At 71.7% G+C, this 16,792-nt stretch carries 12 protein-coding genes; 5 read left to right on the forward strand and 7 right to left on the reverse strand.

Annotated elements, in window-relative coordinates:
• Positions 1-116: 116 nt before the first annotated feature.
• The 5 genes from BA062_RS23860 to gltB all read right to left on the reverse strand — a co-directional run bounded on the left by BA062_RS23860 (position 117) and on the right by gltB (position 10,363).
• A complete protein-coding gene (locus BA062_RS23860; protein WP_110340346.1) occupies positions 117-1,736 on the reverse strand; it encodes a helix-turn-helix transcriptional regulator in 1,620 nt (539 codons plus the stop codon).
• A gap of 51 nt (positions 1,737-1,787) precedes the next feature.
• Positions 1,788-2,726 (reverse strand): trypsin-like serine peptidase, encoded by a 939-nt coding sequence (locus tag BA062_RS23865; RefSeq protein WP_110340515.1) that lies wholly within the window; start codon positions 2,724-2,726, stop codon positions 1,788-1,790.
• Positions 2,727-2,952: 226 nt separating this feature from the next.
• Complete coding sequence (locus BA062_RS23870; RefSeq protein ID WP_110338440.1) at positions 2,953-4,137, reverse strand: integrase core domain-containing protein; 1,185 nt, start codon at positions 4,135-4,137, stop codon at positions 2,953-2,955.
• Between the two features lie 153 nt (positions 4,138-4,290).
• Positions 4,291-5,799, reverse strand: a complete 1,509-nt coding sequence (locus tag BA062_RS23875) for a glutamate synthase subunit beta (RefSeq protein ID WP_110340348.1) — start codon at positions 5,797-5,799, stop codon at positions 4,291-4,293.
• Positions 5,792-10,363 (reverse strand): glutamate synthase large subunit, encoded by a 4,572-nt coding sequence (gene gltB / locus BA062_RS23880; protein WP_110340350.1) that lies wholly within the window; start codon positions 10,361-10,363, stop codon positions 5,792-5,794. The genes BA062_RS23875 and gltB overlap by 8 nt, the downstream gene beginning before the upstream one ends.
• A gap of 475 nt (positions 10,364-10,838) precedes the next feature.
• Between gltB and BA062_RS23885 the strand changes: the two genes are divergently transcribed.
• From BA062_RS23885 to BA062_RS23905, 5 genes are all read left to right on the forward strand, one after another.
• The gene (locus BA062_RS23885) at positions 10,839-11,795 is read left to right on the forward strand and encodes an ABC transporter substrate-binding protein (RefSeq protein ID WP_110340352.1); all 957 of its coding nucleotides are present in this window, start codon (positions 10,839-10,841) and stop codon (positions 11,793-11,795) included.
• Between the two features lie 6 nt (positions 11,796-11,801).
• Positions 11,802-12,848: a FecCD family ABC transporter permease gene (locus BA062_RS23890; protein ID WP_110340353.1), complete on the forward strand. Its 1,047-nt coding sequence runs from the start codon at positions 11,802-11,804 to the stop codon at positions 12,846-12,848.
• Complete coding sequence (locus BA062_RS23895) at positions 12,845-13,615, forward strand: ABC transporter ATP-binding protein (protein ID WP_110340355.1); 771 nt, start codon at positions 12,845-12,847, stop codon at positions 13,613-13,615. The genes BA062_RS23890 and BA062_RS23895 overlap by 4 nt, the downstream gene beginning before the upstream one ends.
• A 172-nt stretch (positions 13,616-13,787) precedes the next feature.
• On the forward strand, positions 13,788-14,579 hold the full coding sequence (locus tag BA062_RS23900) for an SDR family oxidoreductase (protein ID WP_110340357.1): 792 nt from the start codon (positions 13,788-13,790) through the stop codon (positions 14,577-14,579).
• A complete protein-coding gene (locus tag BA062_RS23905) occupies positions 14,576-15,646 on the forward strand; it encodes an NAD(P)H-dependent amine dehydrogenase family protein (RefSeq protein WP_110340359.1) in 1,071 nt (356 codons plus the stop codon). The genes BA062_RS23900 and BA062_RS23905 overlap by 4 nt, the downstream gene beginning before the upstream one ends.
• On the opposite strand, the gene lgt is transcribed toward BA062_RS23905, so the two are convergent.
• Both lgt and BA062_RS41010 read right to left on the reverse strand, forming a co-directional pair.
• Positions 15,590-16,618, reverse strand: a complete 1,029-nt coding sequence (lgt, locus tag BA062_RS23910; RefSeq protein ID WP_110340361.1) for a prolipoprotein diacylglyceryl transferase — start codon at positions 16,616-16,618, stop codon at positions 15,590-15,592. The genes BA062_RS23905 and lgt overlap by 57 nt on opposite strands.
• Before the next feature lie 29 nt (positions 16,619-16,647).
• Positions 16,648-16,782, reverse strand: coding sequence for a hypothetical protein (locus BA062_RS41010; protein ID WP_281271653.1), 135 nt, complete (start codon positions 16,780-16,782; stop codon positions 16,648-16,650).
• Positions 16,783-16,792 lie beyond the last annotated feature (10 nt).

Below are 16,792 nucleotides of genomic sequence, written 5' to 3' on the forward strand. Positions count from 1 at the left end.
GATGTCCTCCTCACCCCGTTCCGATCGCCTGACGCTACGGACGGCGGGACCCGCGCGGCATCGCACGCGTGTACCAAAACGGGCTGGTGCGGGCGTGGTCCGTTCGTGCCATCCGGTCACACGAGATGGTGCTGGACCACGTAGGTCGTGGCGGCGGCGCGGGAGGACACCCCGATCTTCGCGAAGGCGTTCTGCAGGTGCCGCCGCACCGTGTGCTCGCTGATGACCAGCTCCCCCGCGATCTCGCGGTTGGAACGGCCCGCCGCGACCAGTGCGAGCACCTGGAGCTCACGGCCGGTGAGCTCGCAGGCCGCCGACGCGAGGTCCCTCAGCCCCGCGACGCCTGGGGCGGCCCCGAGCTGAAGCAGTGTGCGCCGCGCGGCGTCCAGTTCGAACCGCGCGGTGTCGTCGTCGCCGAGCCCGCGGAACGCAAGGCCCAGCAGGATGTGCGAACGGGCGCCCTCGTAGGGCGCGCCGACCTCGGCCCAGAGCCGGCACGCGGCGCGTAGCGCCCCGATGGCGGCCACCGGATCGCCCTCCGCGAGCCGCAGCGCCCCCTCGGCGTGTGCCGACAGCGCGCGCAGCAGCGGTGCGTCGTGGGTGGTGGTGAGGCCGGCCAGTTCCTCGCCGGCCGCGCCCGCCGCCGCGGTGTCACCGGCCGCGAGCATGATCTCGACCCGCGCCGCGAGCGTGACGGCCCGCTGCTGCGGGGGCAGCGTCCCATCGGCGTGCCGGATCGCGGCCGCCGCCGCGGCGGTGCGGCCCTGCGCCAGGCGCAGCAGCGCGAGACCGGGCTGCGGCGGGTAGCCGCGCTCGCTCGCCTCGCCGTACCGCTGCTCGGCCAGCTGGAGCTCGCCACGCAGCCGGTGCAGCTCGGCCTGCTGGTAGAGGGCGACGCCGAGCGCGGGCTGTCCCGGCGGATCCGCGAGCCGCAGGCACGCGCGCTCGATCTCGGCCAGCGCGTCGGCCCACTCGCCTCGCAGGCGGAGCACCTCGGTGCGGTGCACGAGACACTGCCCGCGGAACGGCACGAGACCGGGCTGCTCCGCGCACCACGCGCTGAGCGCCGCCGTCCACTCCTGCGCCCTGGGCAGGTCCGCGACCTCCTGGCAGGCCTCGATGACGCTGCAGTAGATCATCCCGGACGGGATCGGGGACAGCTCGCCCGCGGTCACCTCCGCCATCACCTCGTCGAGCAGCGACAGGCCCGCGGCGGCGTCCCCCATGCCGATCATGGCGCGGCCCTGACCCTGGCGCGCCATCCCCACCAGGTCGGCGTCGCCGAACCGGTCGCCGATCTCCACGGCGGCGGTGAACAGATCGTAGGCCGTGAGGAAGTCCTTGCCCTGCGCGGACCGGATCCCGGTCGCGGTGAGCAGGTAACCGCGGGTGACACAGTCGAGGTCGCCGTCGTCGACGATCCGCTGGGCCCGCGCGAACCACCCGCCGCTGCGGGCCAGCTCACCGCGCAGCAGCAACCGCAGCGCGAGCCAGAACGCACTCGACGCCGCCCGCTCCGCGTCGCCGAGACGCAGATACTCGTGGAACGCCCGCTCGCCTGCCCGGTAGCTCTCGGCGTCGTGGCCGAGCAGGAACGCGGCGGCCGCGAGCCGCGCCAGGTCCTCAGGTTCGAGGGGCTCCTCCGCGTCGGCGGTCGACAGCCGCGTGAAGGCGTCCCGCCAGTCGTGCCGCTCGAAGCACTGCCGGGCGCGTCCGAGTTCCGTGGCCGTCGCCATTGGGGCCTCCCGCCGTCTATTGCACCTCACGGCGGGAGGCTTGGGAAGGCGCTAGGCGACCTGCGCGGTGTCGTAGAGTGCCTGTGCGTCGCTGCCGAAGTACGGGCCGAACATGTAGCCGGGCAGGAACGTGTACCCGAAGCTGTTCACCGACGCCTGCACGCCGAGGCCGGTCGCCTCGTCGAAGCCGAGGAACCACGGCCCGCCGCTGGAGCCGCCGGTCATGTCGCAGCGGAGGCCGTAGTCCTCACTGAAGAACGGGTCGGTGAACGTGGCCCCGCTGCAGTAGGTCAACGACTCCCCGTCGTAGGGGTCGGCCGCCGGGTAGCCGAAGGCGTACATGTCCTGGCCACGTTCGGTATTGAAGGCGACGCCCTGCGCGCCCACCACGTCGGTGAGGTGGTTACCGCCCAGCGGCTCGACGACGGCCGCGCCCACGTCGTAGTCGATGTCCTCGCTCGCCTCCCACTGCGGCGTGGTCAGCGTCCGGCTCGCCGTCCACTCGCCGAAGGGCGCGTTGCCGTTGTCGTAGCCGGGCACGAAGATCCAGTTGGTGTGCCAGGAACCCTCGTACTTCACGCAGTGGCCCGCCGTCAGCACCACGCTGCGGTTGGCACTCGTGACGGCGTTCCCGCTGCACGACGCGGGTGAGCCGTTGAAGTCGAAGAAGACCCGTCCCGCGGTCTCGGTGACCTCGCCGCCGCCGGTCCACGGATCCCCGGTGCTGTTCGCGGCCTGCGGGCGGATCACCGTCGGCGCGCCGCGCGCGACGTCACCGGCCGCCGGGACCGTCCTGTCGAGCAGGTCGTCCATGGGGATCGCCGCCCGCATGCGGTCGGCGGTCCAGTGTTCGGTCGTCTCGCTCGCCGCGCCGTCGAGCAGGTGCACCGCGACGTCCGGTTCCTGCGCGCCCGCGGGAGCGGCGAAGGCCGCCACCGCCGCCGCGCTCGCCGCCACCACCATCGCCGACCGCGCCAACCCTCGCCTCATGACGCCCTCCCACATCCTCCGTCATCACGGATCGTGAATTGGCAACCACAGCTGCGTAGGCCAGGTTCGCCCGAGCGGGCCCATGTGTGTACCGCCGCTTGGCCCAATCCGGAGGGGTGTCGTGAAGGGGTGACCAGATGCAGTGAAGGCCACCTTCACTGCGGTGACCGCAGTGTGTTGTCTCGGTAGATCTGTCGCAGGGTTGTCTCGGTTGTTGTGACACAGGTTAGGCGGCTGGGGTGAGTGTGCCCTGGTAGGTCTTGGTGTGGTCGAGGTGGATGTAGCCGATTGGGTCGCCGTTGCTGGTGTAGGCGGTGGCCCGGTCGTGGTCGGCGACGATGGTGATGGTCTGTGTGGCGTGGGCGGTGCCGACGCGGATGCGGTGGCGACGGCCGAGGTTGATGGTGCCTTGGGCGCTGACTTTGAGCTGGTGGATGGTGGCGTCGTCTTGGACGGGCAGGTGCTGGGGTCCGCCGAGGTGGGTGGCGGTGCTCCAGGTGTCGTGCGGGGTGCGGCGGCCCAGCGCGCTGTGGCGGCGGGTGTTGTAGTGCTCGCGGTAGGTGTCGAGCAGGGTCTGTAGCTCGGCCAGGGTTCTGGGCTGGGCGGGTTGGTGGGCGAGCCAGCGTTTGAGGGTCTGGTGGTGGCGTTCGACTTTGCCGCAGGTTTGCGGGTGATAGGGGCTGGAGTGGATGAGCCTGCTGCCCCAGCCGGTGACGGTGGTGGTGAACACTGAGGGCTTGGCGTTGAGGCGGTGCCGTGAGGTGAAGGCGGTTCCGTTGTCGGACAGCACGATCCCCGGTGCCCCGAACTCGGCGACGGCGGCGCTGATCGCGGCGACCGCGGCTGCGGCGGTCTCGGCCGGCGCGGCGTGGCAGGCCAGCAGCAGCCGGGTGCAGTCATCCAGCACCTCGAAGACCACCACCGTGGGGCCCCCGGCGAGGGTGATCTCGGTGGCGTCGATCTGGTAGCAGTCCCGCGGCCGGGCATAGGCGAAGCGGCGCAGGGATGCCTTGGGCCGTTTACGGGGATTGGTGTCCAGCAGACCGGCGCGGGCCAGGATCCGGTTGATCGTGGCCCGCGCGGGCACCCGCCAGCCCCGCTTGTCCCAGTCCTGCTCGACGGCCAGCACCTGCAGCGCGTCACCGATCGGGTCAGCGCCGTTGTCCGGGGCCAGCTCAGCGCGCAGCCGCACGATCTCGGCCACCACCGGTTCCGGCGTGGCCTGCGGGGAGGTCTTCGGCCGCCGGGACCGCTCCCGCCACTGCCCCTCGGCCAGGATCCGGGCACGGTGCCGATAAAACGTGCGCCGATCGACACCGTTGACCCGGCACCACTCCGACACGTTCTCCAGCTTCGGCTGGACCACCAACGTCGCGTCCATCAGCAGCATCTTCGCCCGCTTCCGCATCATGGTCAGCAACCACAACGCTGCTCAAGCGACAGACCCCGAAGATCACCCAACCCGGGTGTGTCACATGCCGAGAGACACAAACTGTGTCATATCAGCTGAGACTCAACACTGCGGTGACCGCAGTGAAGGTGGCCTTCACTGCGGTCAGCCGGGTCAGACCACCGCGAGTGGCAGCGCCGTCGGGTGGACCGGGCTCGGGAGGTCCGAGGCGCCCGTCAGGTAGGTGTCCACCGCGTTGGCCACGGACCGGCCCTCCGCGATCGCCCACACCACGAGCGAGGCGCCGCGGTGGGCGTCGCCGCAGACGAACACGCCCGGCGCCTCGGTCTGCCAGTCGGAGCCGCACGAGAGCGTGCCGCGCCTGGTCAGCTTCAGGCCCAGGTCGTCGACCAGCCGCATGTGCTCGACGCCCTCGAACCCGATCGCGAAGAGCACGAGGTCCGCGGGCAGCTCCTCGACCTCCTCGGACGTCGGCACCACCTCGCGGCGCCCGGTCTCCGGGTCCTTCTCCACGCGCACCTTGTGCAGTTCGATGGCCCGCACGTTGCCGTCGTCGTCGCCGATGAACCGCTTCACCGCCACGGCGAACCGGCGCTCACCGGTCTCCTCGTGCACCGGGTAGGTGCGCAGGATGTACGGCCACGTCGGCCACGGTGAACGGTCGTCGTCGCGTGTGGACGGTGGCTGCGGGTACTGGTCGAGCTGCGTCACCGACAGCGCGCCCTGGCGGATCGCGGTGCCGTAGCTGTCGGCGCCGGTGTCGCCGCCACCGATGATCACGACGTGCTTGCCGGCCGCGTCGATCGCGGGCGGGCCGTCGCCCTCACACTGCCGGTTGGCGGGCACCAGGTGCTCCATCGCCAGGTGGATGCCCCTGAGGTCCCGGCCCGGCGTGGTCGTGTCGTCCCGGCCCCGCAGCGCGCCGACGGCGAGCACCACGGCGTCGTAGCGCTCCCGCAGCTCCTCGACGGTGAGGTCGACGCCGACCTCGCAGCCCGTCACGAACGTGGTGCCCTCCTTCCGCAGCTGCGCGAGCCTGCGGTCGAGCACCTTCTTCTCCATCTTGAACTCGGGGATGCCGTAGCGGAGCAGGCCGCCGAGGCGGTCGTCGCGCTCGAACACGGTCACCTCGTGCCCGGCGCGCGTCAGCTGCTGCGCCGCCGCCAGCCCGGCCGGGCCCGAACCGACGACCGCCACGCGCTGCCCGGTCGACACCGTCGCCTGCTCCGGCTGCACGTAGCCGGATTCCCACGCCTGCGCGGAAATCGTCTCCTCGACCCGCTTGATCGCCACCGGCCCGCCGGACGCGGGCGAGATCGACAGCACGCAGCCCGCCTCACACGGCGCGGGGCACAACTTCCCGGTGAACTCCGGGAAGTTGTTGGTCGCGTGCAGCCGCTCGCTCGCCTCCGCCCAGTCGCCCCGGCGGACGAGGTCGTTCCACTCGGGAATGAGGTTACCGAGCGGGCAGCCCGCGCTACCGGAGTGGCAGAACGGGATGCCGCAGTCCATGCAGCGGCTCGCCTGCGTGCGCACCGCCCGGTTGCGCTCCTCCTGGCCGAGATCGGCGTAGACCTCCTGCCAGTCGTGGACCCGCTCGTCCTTCGGCCGCTTCGGCGGCTCGGCGCGCTCATACTTCAGAAAGCCCGTCGGGTCAGCCACGAGCCGCCTCCATGATCGCCTCGTCCACGTCCCGGCCCGCGGCGCGCGCGGCCTTGGTGGCCTCCAGAACTCGTTTGTAGTCGCGCGGCATCACCTTGGTGAACGACGCCGAGCGGCGCGGCCAGTCGCCCAGCAGCGACGCCGCCACCGCCGAGCGCGTCAGCTCGTGGTGCCTCGTGACGATCCGTTTGAGCCACGCCAGCTCGTCGGCCTCGGGCGTCAGCAGCTCCACCATGCCGACGTTCACCTGCCGCTCGTCGAGGTCGAGCACGTAGGCGAGCCCGCCCGACATTCCGGCCGCGAGGTTGCGGCCCGTGCGGCCGAGCACCACGGCACGGCCGCCGGTCATGTACTCGAACGCGTGGTCGCCGACGCCCTCGGCGACGATCAGGGCGCCCGAGTTGCGGACGCCGAAGCGCTCACCCACCTGCCCTCGGATGAACAGCTCACCGCTCGTCGCGCCGTAGGCGATCGTGTTGCCCGCGATGACCTGGCCCTCCGCCGCGAACGGCGACTCCGGATGCGGGCGGACGATCACCCGCCCGCCGGAGAGGCCCTTGCCGACGTAGTCGTTGGCGTCGCCCACCATGTCGAGCGTGACGCCCGGCGGCAGGAACGCGCCCAGCGACTGACCCGCCGAACCGGTCAGCAGCACGTGGATCGTGTCGTCCGGCAGCCCCGCGCTGCCGTAGCGGCGCGTGATCTCCGAGCCGAGCAGCGTGCCCACCGTGCGATTGACGTTGCGCACCGGGAGCTCCAGGCGCACGGGGTGCGCGTCCTCCAGCGACGCCTCGGCGAGCTGGATCAGCGTGCGGTCCAGCGCGTGCTCCAGCCCGTGGTCCTGCTCGCGCACCTTGCGCCTCGAACCGCCGTACGGGGACTCCGTGGGCACCGTGAACACCGGCGTGAGGTCGAGCCCCCGCGCCTTCCAGTGGTCCACGGCCTCGTCGACGTCGAGCACGTCCGCACGGCCGATCGCCTCGTCGAGTGTGCGGAAGCCCAGCTCCGCCAGCAGTTCCCGCACCTCCTGCGCCACGAAGTGGAAGTAGTTCACCACGTGCTCGGCCTGGCCGGTGTAGCGCTTGCGCAGGTCCGGGTTCTGCGTGGCGACACCCACGGGGCACGTGTCGAGGTGGCAGACGCGCATCATGACGCAGCCCGCGACCACGAGCGGGGCGGTGGCGAAGCCGTACTCCTCGGCGCCGAGCAGCGCGGCGACCACCACGTCGCGGCCGGTCTTCATCGCGCCGTCCACCTGCACGGTGATGCGGTCCCGCAGCCCGTTGAGCAGCAGCGTCTGCTGCGTCTCGGCCAGCCCGATCTCCCACGGAGTGCCCGCGTGCTTGAGCGAGTTCATCGGCGAGGCACCGGTGCCGCCGTCGTGCCCGGAGATCAGCACCACGTCCGCGTGGGCCTTCGAGACACCGGCGGCGACCGTGCCGACACCGAGCGAGCTGACCAGCTTCACGTGGATGCGGGCCCGCTCGTTGGCGTTCTTCAGGTCGTGGATCAGCTGCGCCAGGTCCTCGATCGAGTAGATGTCGTGGTGCGGCGGCGGGGAGATCAGCCCCACGCCCGGCGTCGAGTGCCGGGTCCGCGCGATCCACGGGTACACCTTGTTCGGCGGGAGCTGGCCGCCCTCACCGGGCTTGGCGCCCTGCGCCATCTTGATCTGGATGTCGTCGGCGTTGACGAGGTACTCGCTCGTCACCCCGAACCGTCCACTCGCGACCTGCTTGATCGCGCTGCGGCGCTCGGGGTCGTAGAGCCGCTCCGGGTCCTCACCGCCCTCACCGGTGTTGGACCGGCCGCCGATGCGGTTCATCGCGATCGCCAGCGTCTGGTGCGCCTCGGCCGAGATGGAGCCGTAGGACATGGCACCGGTGTTGAACCGCTTGCAGATCGACTCCACCGACTCGACCTCGTCGATGGGCACCGGCTGCCGGTTCTCGTCGCGGAACGCGAACATCCCGCGCAGCGCACCGCCCTCGCGGTTGAGCCGGTTCACCTCGTCCGCGTAGGCGCGGTACGCCTCGGTCCTGCGGGTCTTGCTCGCGTGCTGGAGCAGGAACACGGTCTCGGGCGTGAACAGGTGCAGCTCGCCCTCGCGGCGGTAGGCGTACTCGCCGCCGGTCTCCAGGCCGCGGTGCACGCGCTCGGTCGGGTTGTCCGGGTAGGCGCGCCGGTGCCGCATGGCGACCTCCTCCGCGAGCACGTCGAGCCCGACGCCGCCCAGCTTGGAGACCGTGCCGGTGAAGTACTCGTCGAGCACCTCCTGCGACAGGCCAAGCGACTCGAAGACCTGCGCGGCCGTGTAGGCGCCGACCGTCGAGATGCCCATCTTCGACATGATCTTGAGGACGCCCTTGGCGAGGGCCTGCACGTAGTTGCGGACGGCCTTCGCCGGCTCGATGCCGGTGATGGCGCCCTGCGCGATCATGTCCTCGATCGTCTCGAACGCGAGGTAGGGGTTCACCGCCGCGGCGCCGTAGCCCAGCAGCAGCGCGACGTGGTGCACCTCGCGGGCGTCGCCCGTCTCCACGACGAGCGCGACACGCAGCCGCTCCTTGGTGCGCACCAGGTGGTGGTGCACCGCGGAGACCAGCAGCAGCGACGGGATCGGCGCCATGCGGTGGTCGGCGTCGCGGTCGGAGAGCACGAGGGTGCGCGCACCGGCGGCGATCGCCTCCGACGCCTCGCGGCGCACGCGCTCGATCGCCTCGGCGAGCGCGGCGCCCCCGCCGTCCACTTCGTACAGTCCGGAGAGGACGGTACAGGCGAAGCCGGGCAGGTCCCCGTCGTCGTTGACGTGGATGAGCTTGGCGAGCTCGTCGTTGTCGATCACCGGGCACGTCAGCTGGATGTGCCTGCACGACGCGGGTCCCGGCTCCAGCAGGTTCTGCTCGGGCCCCATGATCCGGCTCATCGAGGTGACCAGCTCCTCGCGGATCGCGTCCAGCGGCGGGTTGGTCACCTGCGCGAAGCCCTGCTTGAAGTACTCGTACAGCGAGCGGGACCGCTGCGACAGCACCGCGGGCGGGGTGTCGGTGCCCATCGAGCCCACCGGCTCGGCACCGTTCGCGGCCATCGGGCCGAGCAGGATCTTCAGCTCCTCCTCGGTGTAGCCGAACGCGAGCTGGCGACGCAGCACCGAGGCGTGGGTCTGGGTGATGTGGTCGCGGTCGGGCAGCTCCGACAGCGTCAGCAGCCCCGCGTGCAGCCACTCCTCGTAGGGCGCCTCCGCGGCGAGCCCGGCCTTGATCTCGTCGTCGTTGACGATCCGGCCGGCCACGGTGTCCACGAGGAACATGCGGCCCGGCTTGAGCCTGCCCTTGGCGATCACGTCACCGGGCGGGACGTCGAGCACCCCGGCCTCGCTGGCCAGCACCACGCGGTCGTCGGCGGTCTGCCACCACCGCGCGGGCCGTAGGCCGTTGCGGTCGAGCACCGCGCCGACGAGCGTGCCGTCGGTGAACGTCACGCACGCCGGGCCGTCCCACGGCTCCATCAGGCTCGCGTGGAACTGGTAGAACGCGCGGCGCTGCTCGTCCATCGTGGTGTGGTTCTCCCACGCCTCCGGGATCATCATCAGCACCGCGTGCGGCAGGCTGCGCCCGCCGAGGTGCAGCAGCTCCAGCACCTCGTCGAACGACGCCGAGTCCGACGCCTCCGGCGAGCACACCGGGAACAGCCGCGTCAGGTCACCGGGCAGCAGGTCCGACTCCAGCAGCGCCTCGCGGGCGCGCATGCGGTTGCGGTTGCCGCGGATCGTGTTGATCTCGCCGTTGTGGGCCACGAACCGGAACGGGTGGGCCAGCGGCCACGAAGGGAACGTGTTGGTGGAAAACCGGCTGTGGACGAGCGCGATGGCGCTCACCAGCCGCTCGTCGCGCAGGTCGGGGAAGAAGGCGGGCAGCTGCCCGGGCGTGAGCATCCCCTTGTAGACCATCGTCCGCGCGGACAGCGACGGGAAGTACACCCCGCAACCGGACGACTCGCTCTCGTGCTCGGCCCGCTTGCGCAGGCAGAACGCGAGCCGGTCGAGCTCGATGCCGCTGGGCAGCTCGCCGTCGGCGTCGGCCTTGCCCGTGACGAACAGCATCGCGAAGTGCGGCATCACCGAGCGGGCCGTGGGCCCGATGTCGGCGCCGTCGGCGTCGGTCGGCACGTCCCGCCAGCCGAGCACGGTGAGGCCTTCCTCGTCGGCGATCCGCTCGACGAGCTCGACGGCCTTGCGGCGCTGCTCGGCATCGGTGGGCAGGAAGGCGATGCCGGCCGCGTAGTGGTGGTTGCCGAACGCGTCGGGTCTCGGCAGGTCGAACTCCCCCTCCGCCCGCAGCAGGGCGTCGGGCAGCTGCACCAGGATTCCCGCACCGTCGCCACTCGTGGGCTCGGCGCCGGCGGCGCCACGGTGGTCCAGGTTCGTGAGTGCGTTGAGACCGTCGGTGACGATGCTGTGGGAGCGGACACCACGGACGTGCGCGACCATGGCTACACCGCAGGAATCCTGTTCCGTCGCAGGGTCGTAGAGACCCTGTGGAGACGGAATCGCGGAGAAGATCAAGGGGACCTCCTGCGTCGTCTTCGTGCTCGATAAGTGCTGGGCACGGGACGACAATGGCCCGCTTATTAGCGCGACCTTAACATCTGGGAAACGTCAGGGCACCGGTTCGGAGTGGCCATTTCAGCTGTCGACTGTAACGATCTGGCAGCTCTGAACGACGTCGTTTCTGATGGGCACTGAGCTCTTGGCTCGCCCACCGAGTCTACCCGACGTCCGGGTTCCCGGGACTCACCTCGGTTTCGCCTGGTAGCGTCCTCCTTCGACGCGAGCGGCAGCGAAGTCCGGTGCGAATCCGGCGCTGTGCCGCAACTGTGATGCCCAGCCGTACCGGACCGAGCACGGGCCGTGACGGCGGGGCCGAGTCAGGTCGCCTGCACTCGCGCCGACGCCATCCACCTCCGGTCCAGGGGTTGCGGCGTCCAGGACCGCTCGCCGGCCGGGCGCGGCCAGGGCCGGCCGAACAGTCGAGGTCCTCATGTCCCGTGTCCCCCGCCAGCGGCGCAGGCCGTTCGCGCTGCTCGGTGTGCTCTCCGCGGTCTCGGTGCTCGCGCTCGCGGGCTGCGCAGACCGCGCGCCCGAGGAGCCCGCGCCGTCGTCGGCCGCCGGCGACTTCCCCGTGGAGGTGCGCCCGGAGGGCGCCCCCGCGGTGACGATCGATCAGCGCCCCGAGCGGATCGTCTCGCTGTCGCCGTCGACGACGGAGACCCTGTTCGCGGTGGGCGCCGGTGACCAGGTGGTGGCCGTCGACTCGGCCTCGACCTACCCGGAGGAGGCGCCGAAGACGTCGCTGTCGGGCATCAACGCCGACCCGGTGGCGATCGCGGGCCACAACCCCGACCTCGTCATCGTCGAGTCGGACCTCGACGGCAAGCTCGCCGAGACGCTCAGCAAGACCGGCACCAAGACCCTCGTGCTCCCCGCCCCGGCCACGCTCGACGCCGCGTACGAGCAGTTCGAGCTCGTCGGCAAGGCCACCGGCCACGCCGCCGAGGGCGCCGACCTCGCCCGGCGCACCAGGGAGGACATCGGCAAGCTCGTCGCCGACGCCCCGAAGCCGGAGGAGCCGCTGCGCTACTACCACGAGCTGGACCCGACGTTCTACAGCGTGACCTCGGCGACGTTCATCGGCCAGGTCTACGGCCTGTTCGGGCTCACCAACATCGCCGACCAGGGCGATCCCCACGCGCTCGGCGGCTACCCGCAGCTGTCCGCGGAGACCATCCTGCGGGAGGACCCGGACCTGATCTTCCTCGCGGACACCAAGTGCTGCGGGCAGAACGCGGACACCGTCGCGGCCCGGCCCGGCTGGGACACGCTCTCGGCCGTCAAACGGGACCGCGTCGTCGCGCTGAACGACGACATCGCGTCCCGGTGGAGCCCGCGCCTGGTGGAGCTCGTGCGCGCCGTCGCCGACGCCGTCTCCGGCACGTAGGTCCTGATGCTCCGCACCCGCTCCCGCCCGCCGACGACCCGCCTGCGCCCGCGCACGGTGGTGCTCGCGCTGCTCGTGCTGCTGGCCGCGATGGTGTTCGCGCTCGTGGCCGGGTCGGGCGCGCTGGGCTGGCAGCGGGTGCTCGGCGAGCTCGTCGCCCAGGTGACGGGCGGCACCTCGCCGCTGTCGGAGCGTGAGGCGGCGATCGTGTGGGAGCTGCGGGCGCCGCGCGTGCTGCTCGCCGGTCTCGTCGGCGCCGCGCTCGCCAGCGCGGGAGCGGCGTTCCAGGGCGTGTTCCGCAACCCGCTCGCCGACCCGTACCTGCTCGGCGCCGCCGCGGGCGCGGGCATGGCCGCGACGATCGTGGTGGTGTTCGTCCCGGCGGTGACGGGCTGGCTGATCGGCCCGCTGCCGCTCGCCGCGTTCGCGGGCGCGCTCGGCGGGGTGGGGCTGAGCTGGCTGCTCGGCCGCTCGGCGGGCGGCTCCGGGACGGCGACGCTGTTGCTGGCGGGCGTGGCGGTCACGGCGTTCCTCACGGCGATCCAGACGTTCGTGCAGCAGCTCAACACCGACACCATCAAGCAGGTCTACACGTGGACGCTCGGCGGGCTGAACGTGACGGGCTGGCGGGACCTGTGGCTCGCGCTGCCCTACGTCGCGGTGGCCGCCGTGGTGCTGTGCGGCTGTGCGCGGCTGCTCGACGTGCTGACGCTCGGCGACGCCGAGGCCGCCTCGCTCGGCATCCGGCCGGGCCGGGTCCGGCTGGTGCTGCTCGCCGCCGCGTCCCTCGCGACGGCAGCGGCCGTCGCGGTGAGCGGGCTGATCGGCTTCGTCGGCATCGTCGTGCCGCACATCGTGCGCCTGCTCGCGGGCGCGAGCTATCGCGTGATCCTGCCGCTGTCGCTGATCGGCGGCGCCGTGTTCCTGGTGCTGGCCGACTTCGTGGCCCGCACGGCGCTGCCGGGTGAGCTGCCCCTCGGGGTGGTGACGGCGTTCGCGGGCGCGCCGTTCTTCGCGGTGGTGCTGCGCACGAGCAGGGGGCGGACGCCGTGACGGAACTGCGGTTGCGGGGCGTGAGCGCGGGCTACGGCGCGACACCGGTGGTGCGCGGTGTGTCCGCGGAGGTGTCCAGCGGCGGGTGGTTCGCGATCGTGGGCCCCAACGGGGCGGGCAAGTCGACACTGCTGAAGGCCATCGCCGGGCTGGTGCCCTGTCAGGGCAGGGTGGAGCTGAACGGAAAGGCCCCGTCCCGCAAGGAGAAGGCCCGCGTGCTCGGGTACGCGCCGCAGAACCCGGTGCTGCCGGACGGGCTCACCGTCACCGACTACGTCCTCTTGGGACGGACGCCACACCTCGGCCTGCTGGCACGGGAGAGCGCCGCCGATGTGTCCATTGTGGAGGAAACGCTGGAACGGCTCGACCTGACCGCGCTGGCGGGCCGGAAGCTGCGCACGCTCTCGGGCGGCGAGCAGCAGCGCACGGTGCTGGCCAGGGTGCTCGCGCAGCGGACGTCGTTGCTGCTGCTGGACGAACCGACCACGGGCCTGGACGTCGGGCACGCGCAGGCCCTGCTCGAACGGCTCGACCTGCTGCGCCGCGAGGACGGCACGACAGTGGTCTCGACCCTGCACGACCTCACCTTCGCCGCCCAGTACGCCGATGAGCTCCTGCTGCTCGACGGCGGCGAGGTGGCCGCGTCGGGGAAGCCGGCGGAAGTGCTGACCCCGCAACGGCTCCGCGACCACTACGCCGCCGAGACCGAGGTCCTGCACACCGCGGACGGCCACCCGGTGGTGGCGCCGGTCCGCCGCCCCACATAACCCCGCGAGTCGTGCACTCAGAACCGCGAGTCGTGCACTCAGGACCGCGAGTCGTGCACTCCGGACCGCGAGTCGTGCACTCAGGACCGCGAGTCGTGCGCTCCGGACCGCGAGTCGTGCGTTCCGGGCGTAACCGCGCCCGCACCGAGGTAGAACGTGTTACAGTTTCGGCGTGATCCTCGATCGTTTCCGGCTGACCGGCAAGGTCGCCGTCGTGACCGGCTCGGGGCGCGGGATCGGCGCGGCCACCGCCTTGGCACTCGCCGAGGCCGGCGCCGACGTGGTGCTCTCCGCCCGTACCAGGGAACAGCTCGACGAGGTCGCCGCGCGGATCGCCGACGCGGGCCGCAAGGCGCACGTGGTGCCGGCGGACCTCACCGGCCCCGCCGCCGCGGGCATGCTCGCCGACGCCGCCGTCGAGACGTTCGGCAGGCTGGACGTCGTGGTGAACAACGTCGGCGGCACCTTCCCCCGCCCGCTGGCCGACACCTCCACGGAGTTCCTCGAGGAGGCGTTTCGCTTCAACGTCGGTACGGCGCACGCGCTCACCCGCGCGGCCGTGCCCGCGCTGCTCGAAGCGGGTGGCGGCGCGATCGTCAACGTCTCCTCGGTGATGGGCCGCGTCAGCGGCCGCGGCTTCCTCGCCTACGGCACCGCGAAGGGAGCGCTCGCGCAGTACACGCGGCTGGCCGCGGCGGATCTCGCGCCGAAGATCCGCGTCAACGCGGTCGCGGTGGGCTCGGTCGCCACCTCGGCACTCCAGGTGGTGGTGGACAACCCCGCACTGCGCGAACGCATGGAGGCCGCCACCCCCCTGCGCCGCATCGGCGACCCCGAGGACATCGCCGCCGCCATCCTCTACCTCACGTCGCCCGCGGGCTCGTACGTCACCGGCAAGGTGCTGCAGGTCGACGGCGGACAGCAGGCACCCAACCTCGAACTCGGACTCCCGGACCTGACATGACCCTTCGCGTGGTGCAGTGGAGCACCGGAAACGTCGGCCGCCACGCCATCGCCGGCATCGACGCCCGCCCCGACCTGGAGCTGGCGGGTGTGTGGGTCTCCGACCCCGCGAAGGCGGGCAGGGACGCCGGGGCGCTCGCCGGGCTCGGCCGCGACCTCGGGGTCACCGCGACGACCGACGCCGACGCGCTCCTGTCCCTGCGTCCCGACTGCGTGGTCTACACGGCGATGGCCGACGACCGCATCACCGAGGCGCTCGACGACCTGTGCCGCATCCTGCGCGCCGGCGTCAACGTGGTCTCCAGCAGTCCCGTCTTCCTCCAGTACCCCGACGGCGTGGTGCCGAAAGAGCTGTCGGACCCCGTGCGCGAGGCGGCGGCCGAGGGCGGCGTGTCCCTGTGGGTCAACGGAATCGACCCCGGGTTCGCCAACGACTGGCTGCCGCTCGTGCTCACCGGCGTGTGCGAGCGCATCGACGAGGTCCGCTGCCTGGAGATCCTCGACTACTCGACCTACGACAACCGCAAGGTCCTCTTCGACATCATGGGCTTCGGCTCGCCGATCGACGAGAAACCCCTGCTGCTGCAACCGGGTGTGCTGACGCTCGCGTGGGGCAGCGTCGTGCGCCAGCTCGCGGCCGGGCTCGGCGTGGAGCTCGACGCCGTGGAGGAGCACCACGAGCGGCTCCCCGCGCCGGAGACGTTCCACATCCCGTCCGGCACGATCGAACGCGGCACCGCCGCCGCGCTGCGGTTCGAGATCAGGGGCATGCTCGGCGGCAGGCCCGCCTGCGTGCTGGAGCACGTGACCCGGCTGCGGCCCGACCTCGGCCCCGACTGGCCCCAGCCCTCCGGCCAGGGGTGCTACCGCGTCGAGGTGACCGGCGAGCCGGACTACACGCTGGACCTGCGCCTGCTCGGCACCGACGGCGACCACAACACGGCGGGGCTCAAGGCGACCGCCATGCGGCTGGTGAACGCCGTGCCCGCCGTCGTGGCCGCCGGGCCCGGCCTACTGACCGGGCTCGACCTTCCGCTCGTCACCGGCAGGGGACTCCTCCGCCGCTGAGTCGGCGTTTTTCTCGTCCCCGTCCTTGCCGTCGGGGGCGTCCTGGTCCGACGGCGGTTCCGCGGCGGCACCCGTGTCGTCGTCCGGCTCGTCGGTGTTGAGCGTCTCCGGATCCTCGCGGGAGCCGAGCTTGCGGGCGTAGAGGAAGTAGGCCACGGCGCCGACGAAGAGGATCATCGAGGTCCACACGTTGACGCGCAGGCCCAGGATCTCGTTGGCCTGGTCGGTGCGCATGAGCTCGATCCAGAACCGGCCCGCCGTGTACCCGGCGACGTAGAGCGCGAACACCCGGCCGTGCCCGAGCCGGAACCTGCGGTCCGCCCACACGATCAGCAGCGCGACCCCGAGGTTCCACAGCAGCTCGTAGAGGAACGTCGGGTGCACGACCTCCACGGGCACGTCACTGATGGCGACACCGTTCAGCGGGTCGTCGACGAGCGGGTTGTCGGGGTCGACGCGCCGGTAGATCTCCAGGCCCCACGGCAGGTCCGTCGGCCCGCCGTACAGTTCCTGGTTGAAGTAGTTGCCGAGCCTGCCGATCGCCTGCGCGACGACGATCCCGGGCGCGATGGCGTCGGCGACGGCCGGCAGCGGGATGCCCCTGCGGCGGCACGCGATCCACGCGCCCACGCCGCCGAGCGCGATCGCGCCCCAGATGCCGAGCCCGCCGTCCCAGATGTAGAGCGCCCTGATCGGGTCCTTGCCCTCACCGAAGTACAGCTGGTTGTCGGTGATGACGTGATAGAGCCGCCCGCCGACGAGGCCGAAGGGCACCGCGAACACCGCGATGTCGACGATCGTGCCCTTGCTGCCACCGCGTTGCACCCACCGGCGATCGCCCCACCAGATGGCCACGATGATGCCGACGATGATGCACAGCGCGTACATCCGCAGCGGAATCGGACCGAGGTGGTACACCCCACGGTCCGGGCTCGGGATGTTCGCGAGGATGAATGCCGACGCGGTGTTCACGGGGCAACCGTAGCGTGAGCGCCGACGCCTCAGCCGTCGAGGCTCACCTCGGCGGGACACGGCCTCGACACCACCGGCTTGCCGCCCTCACTCTTGGCGATCCGCGGGCACGCACCGTCCGCGAGCCCGAACAACGACGCCTGCGCCCCGGTCCAGCCGAACACGGAGGTCAGG

This window comes from Prauserella flavalba, assembly GCF_003202235.1.
Lineage (GTDB): Bacteria > Actinomycetota > Actinomycetes > Mycobacteriales > Pseudonocardiaceae > Prauserella_A > Prauserella_A flavalba.

Coding starts and splice junctions, on each gene's coding strand:
- BA062_RS23860 (WP_110340346.1), bottom strand. CDS start 1,736: ATGGCGACGGCCACGGAACTCGGACGCGCCCGGCAGTGCTTCGAGCGG.
- BA062_RS23865 (WP_110340515.1), bottom strand. CDS start 2,726: ATGAGGCGAGGGTTGGCGCGGTCGGCGATGGTGGTGGCGGCGAGCGCG.
- BA062_RS23870 (WP_110338440.1), bottom strand. CDS start 4,137: ATGATGCGGAAGCGGGCGAAGATGCTGCTGATGGACGCGACGTTGGTG.
- BA062_RS23885 (WP_110340352.1), top strand. CDS start 10,839: ATGTCCCGTGTCCCCCGCCAGCGGCGCAGGCCGTTCGCGCTGCTCGGT.
- BA062_RS23890 (WP_110340353.1), top strand. CDS start 11,802: ATGCTCCGCACCCGCTCCCGCCCGCCGACGACCCGCCTGCGCCCGCGC.
- BA062_RS23905 (WP_110340359.1), top strand. CDS start 14,576: ATGACCCTTCGCGTGGTGCAGTGGAGCACCGGAAACGTCGGCCGCCAC.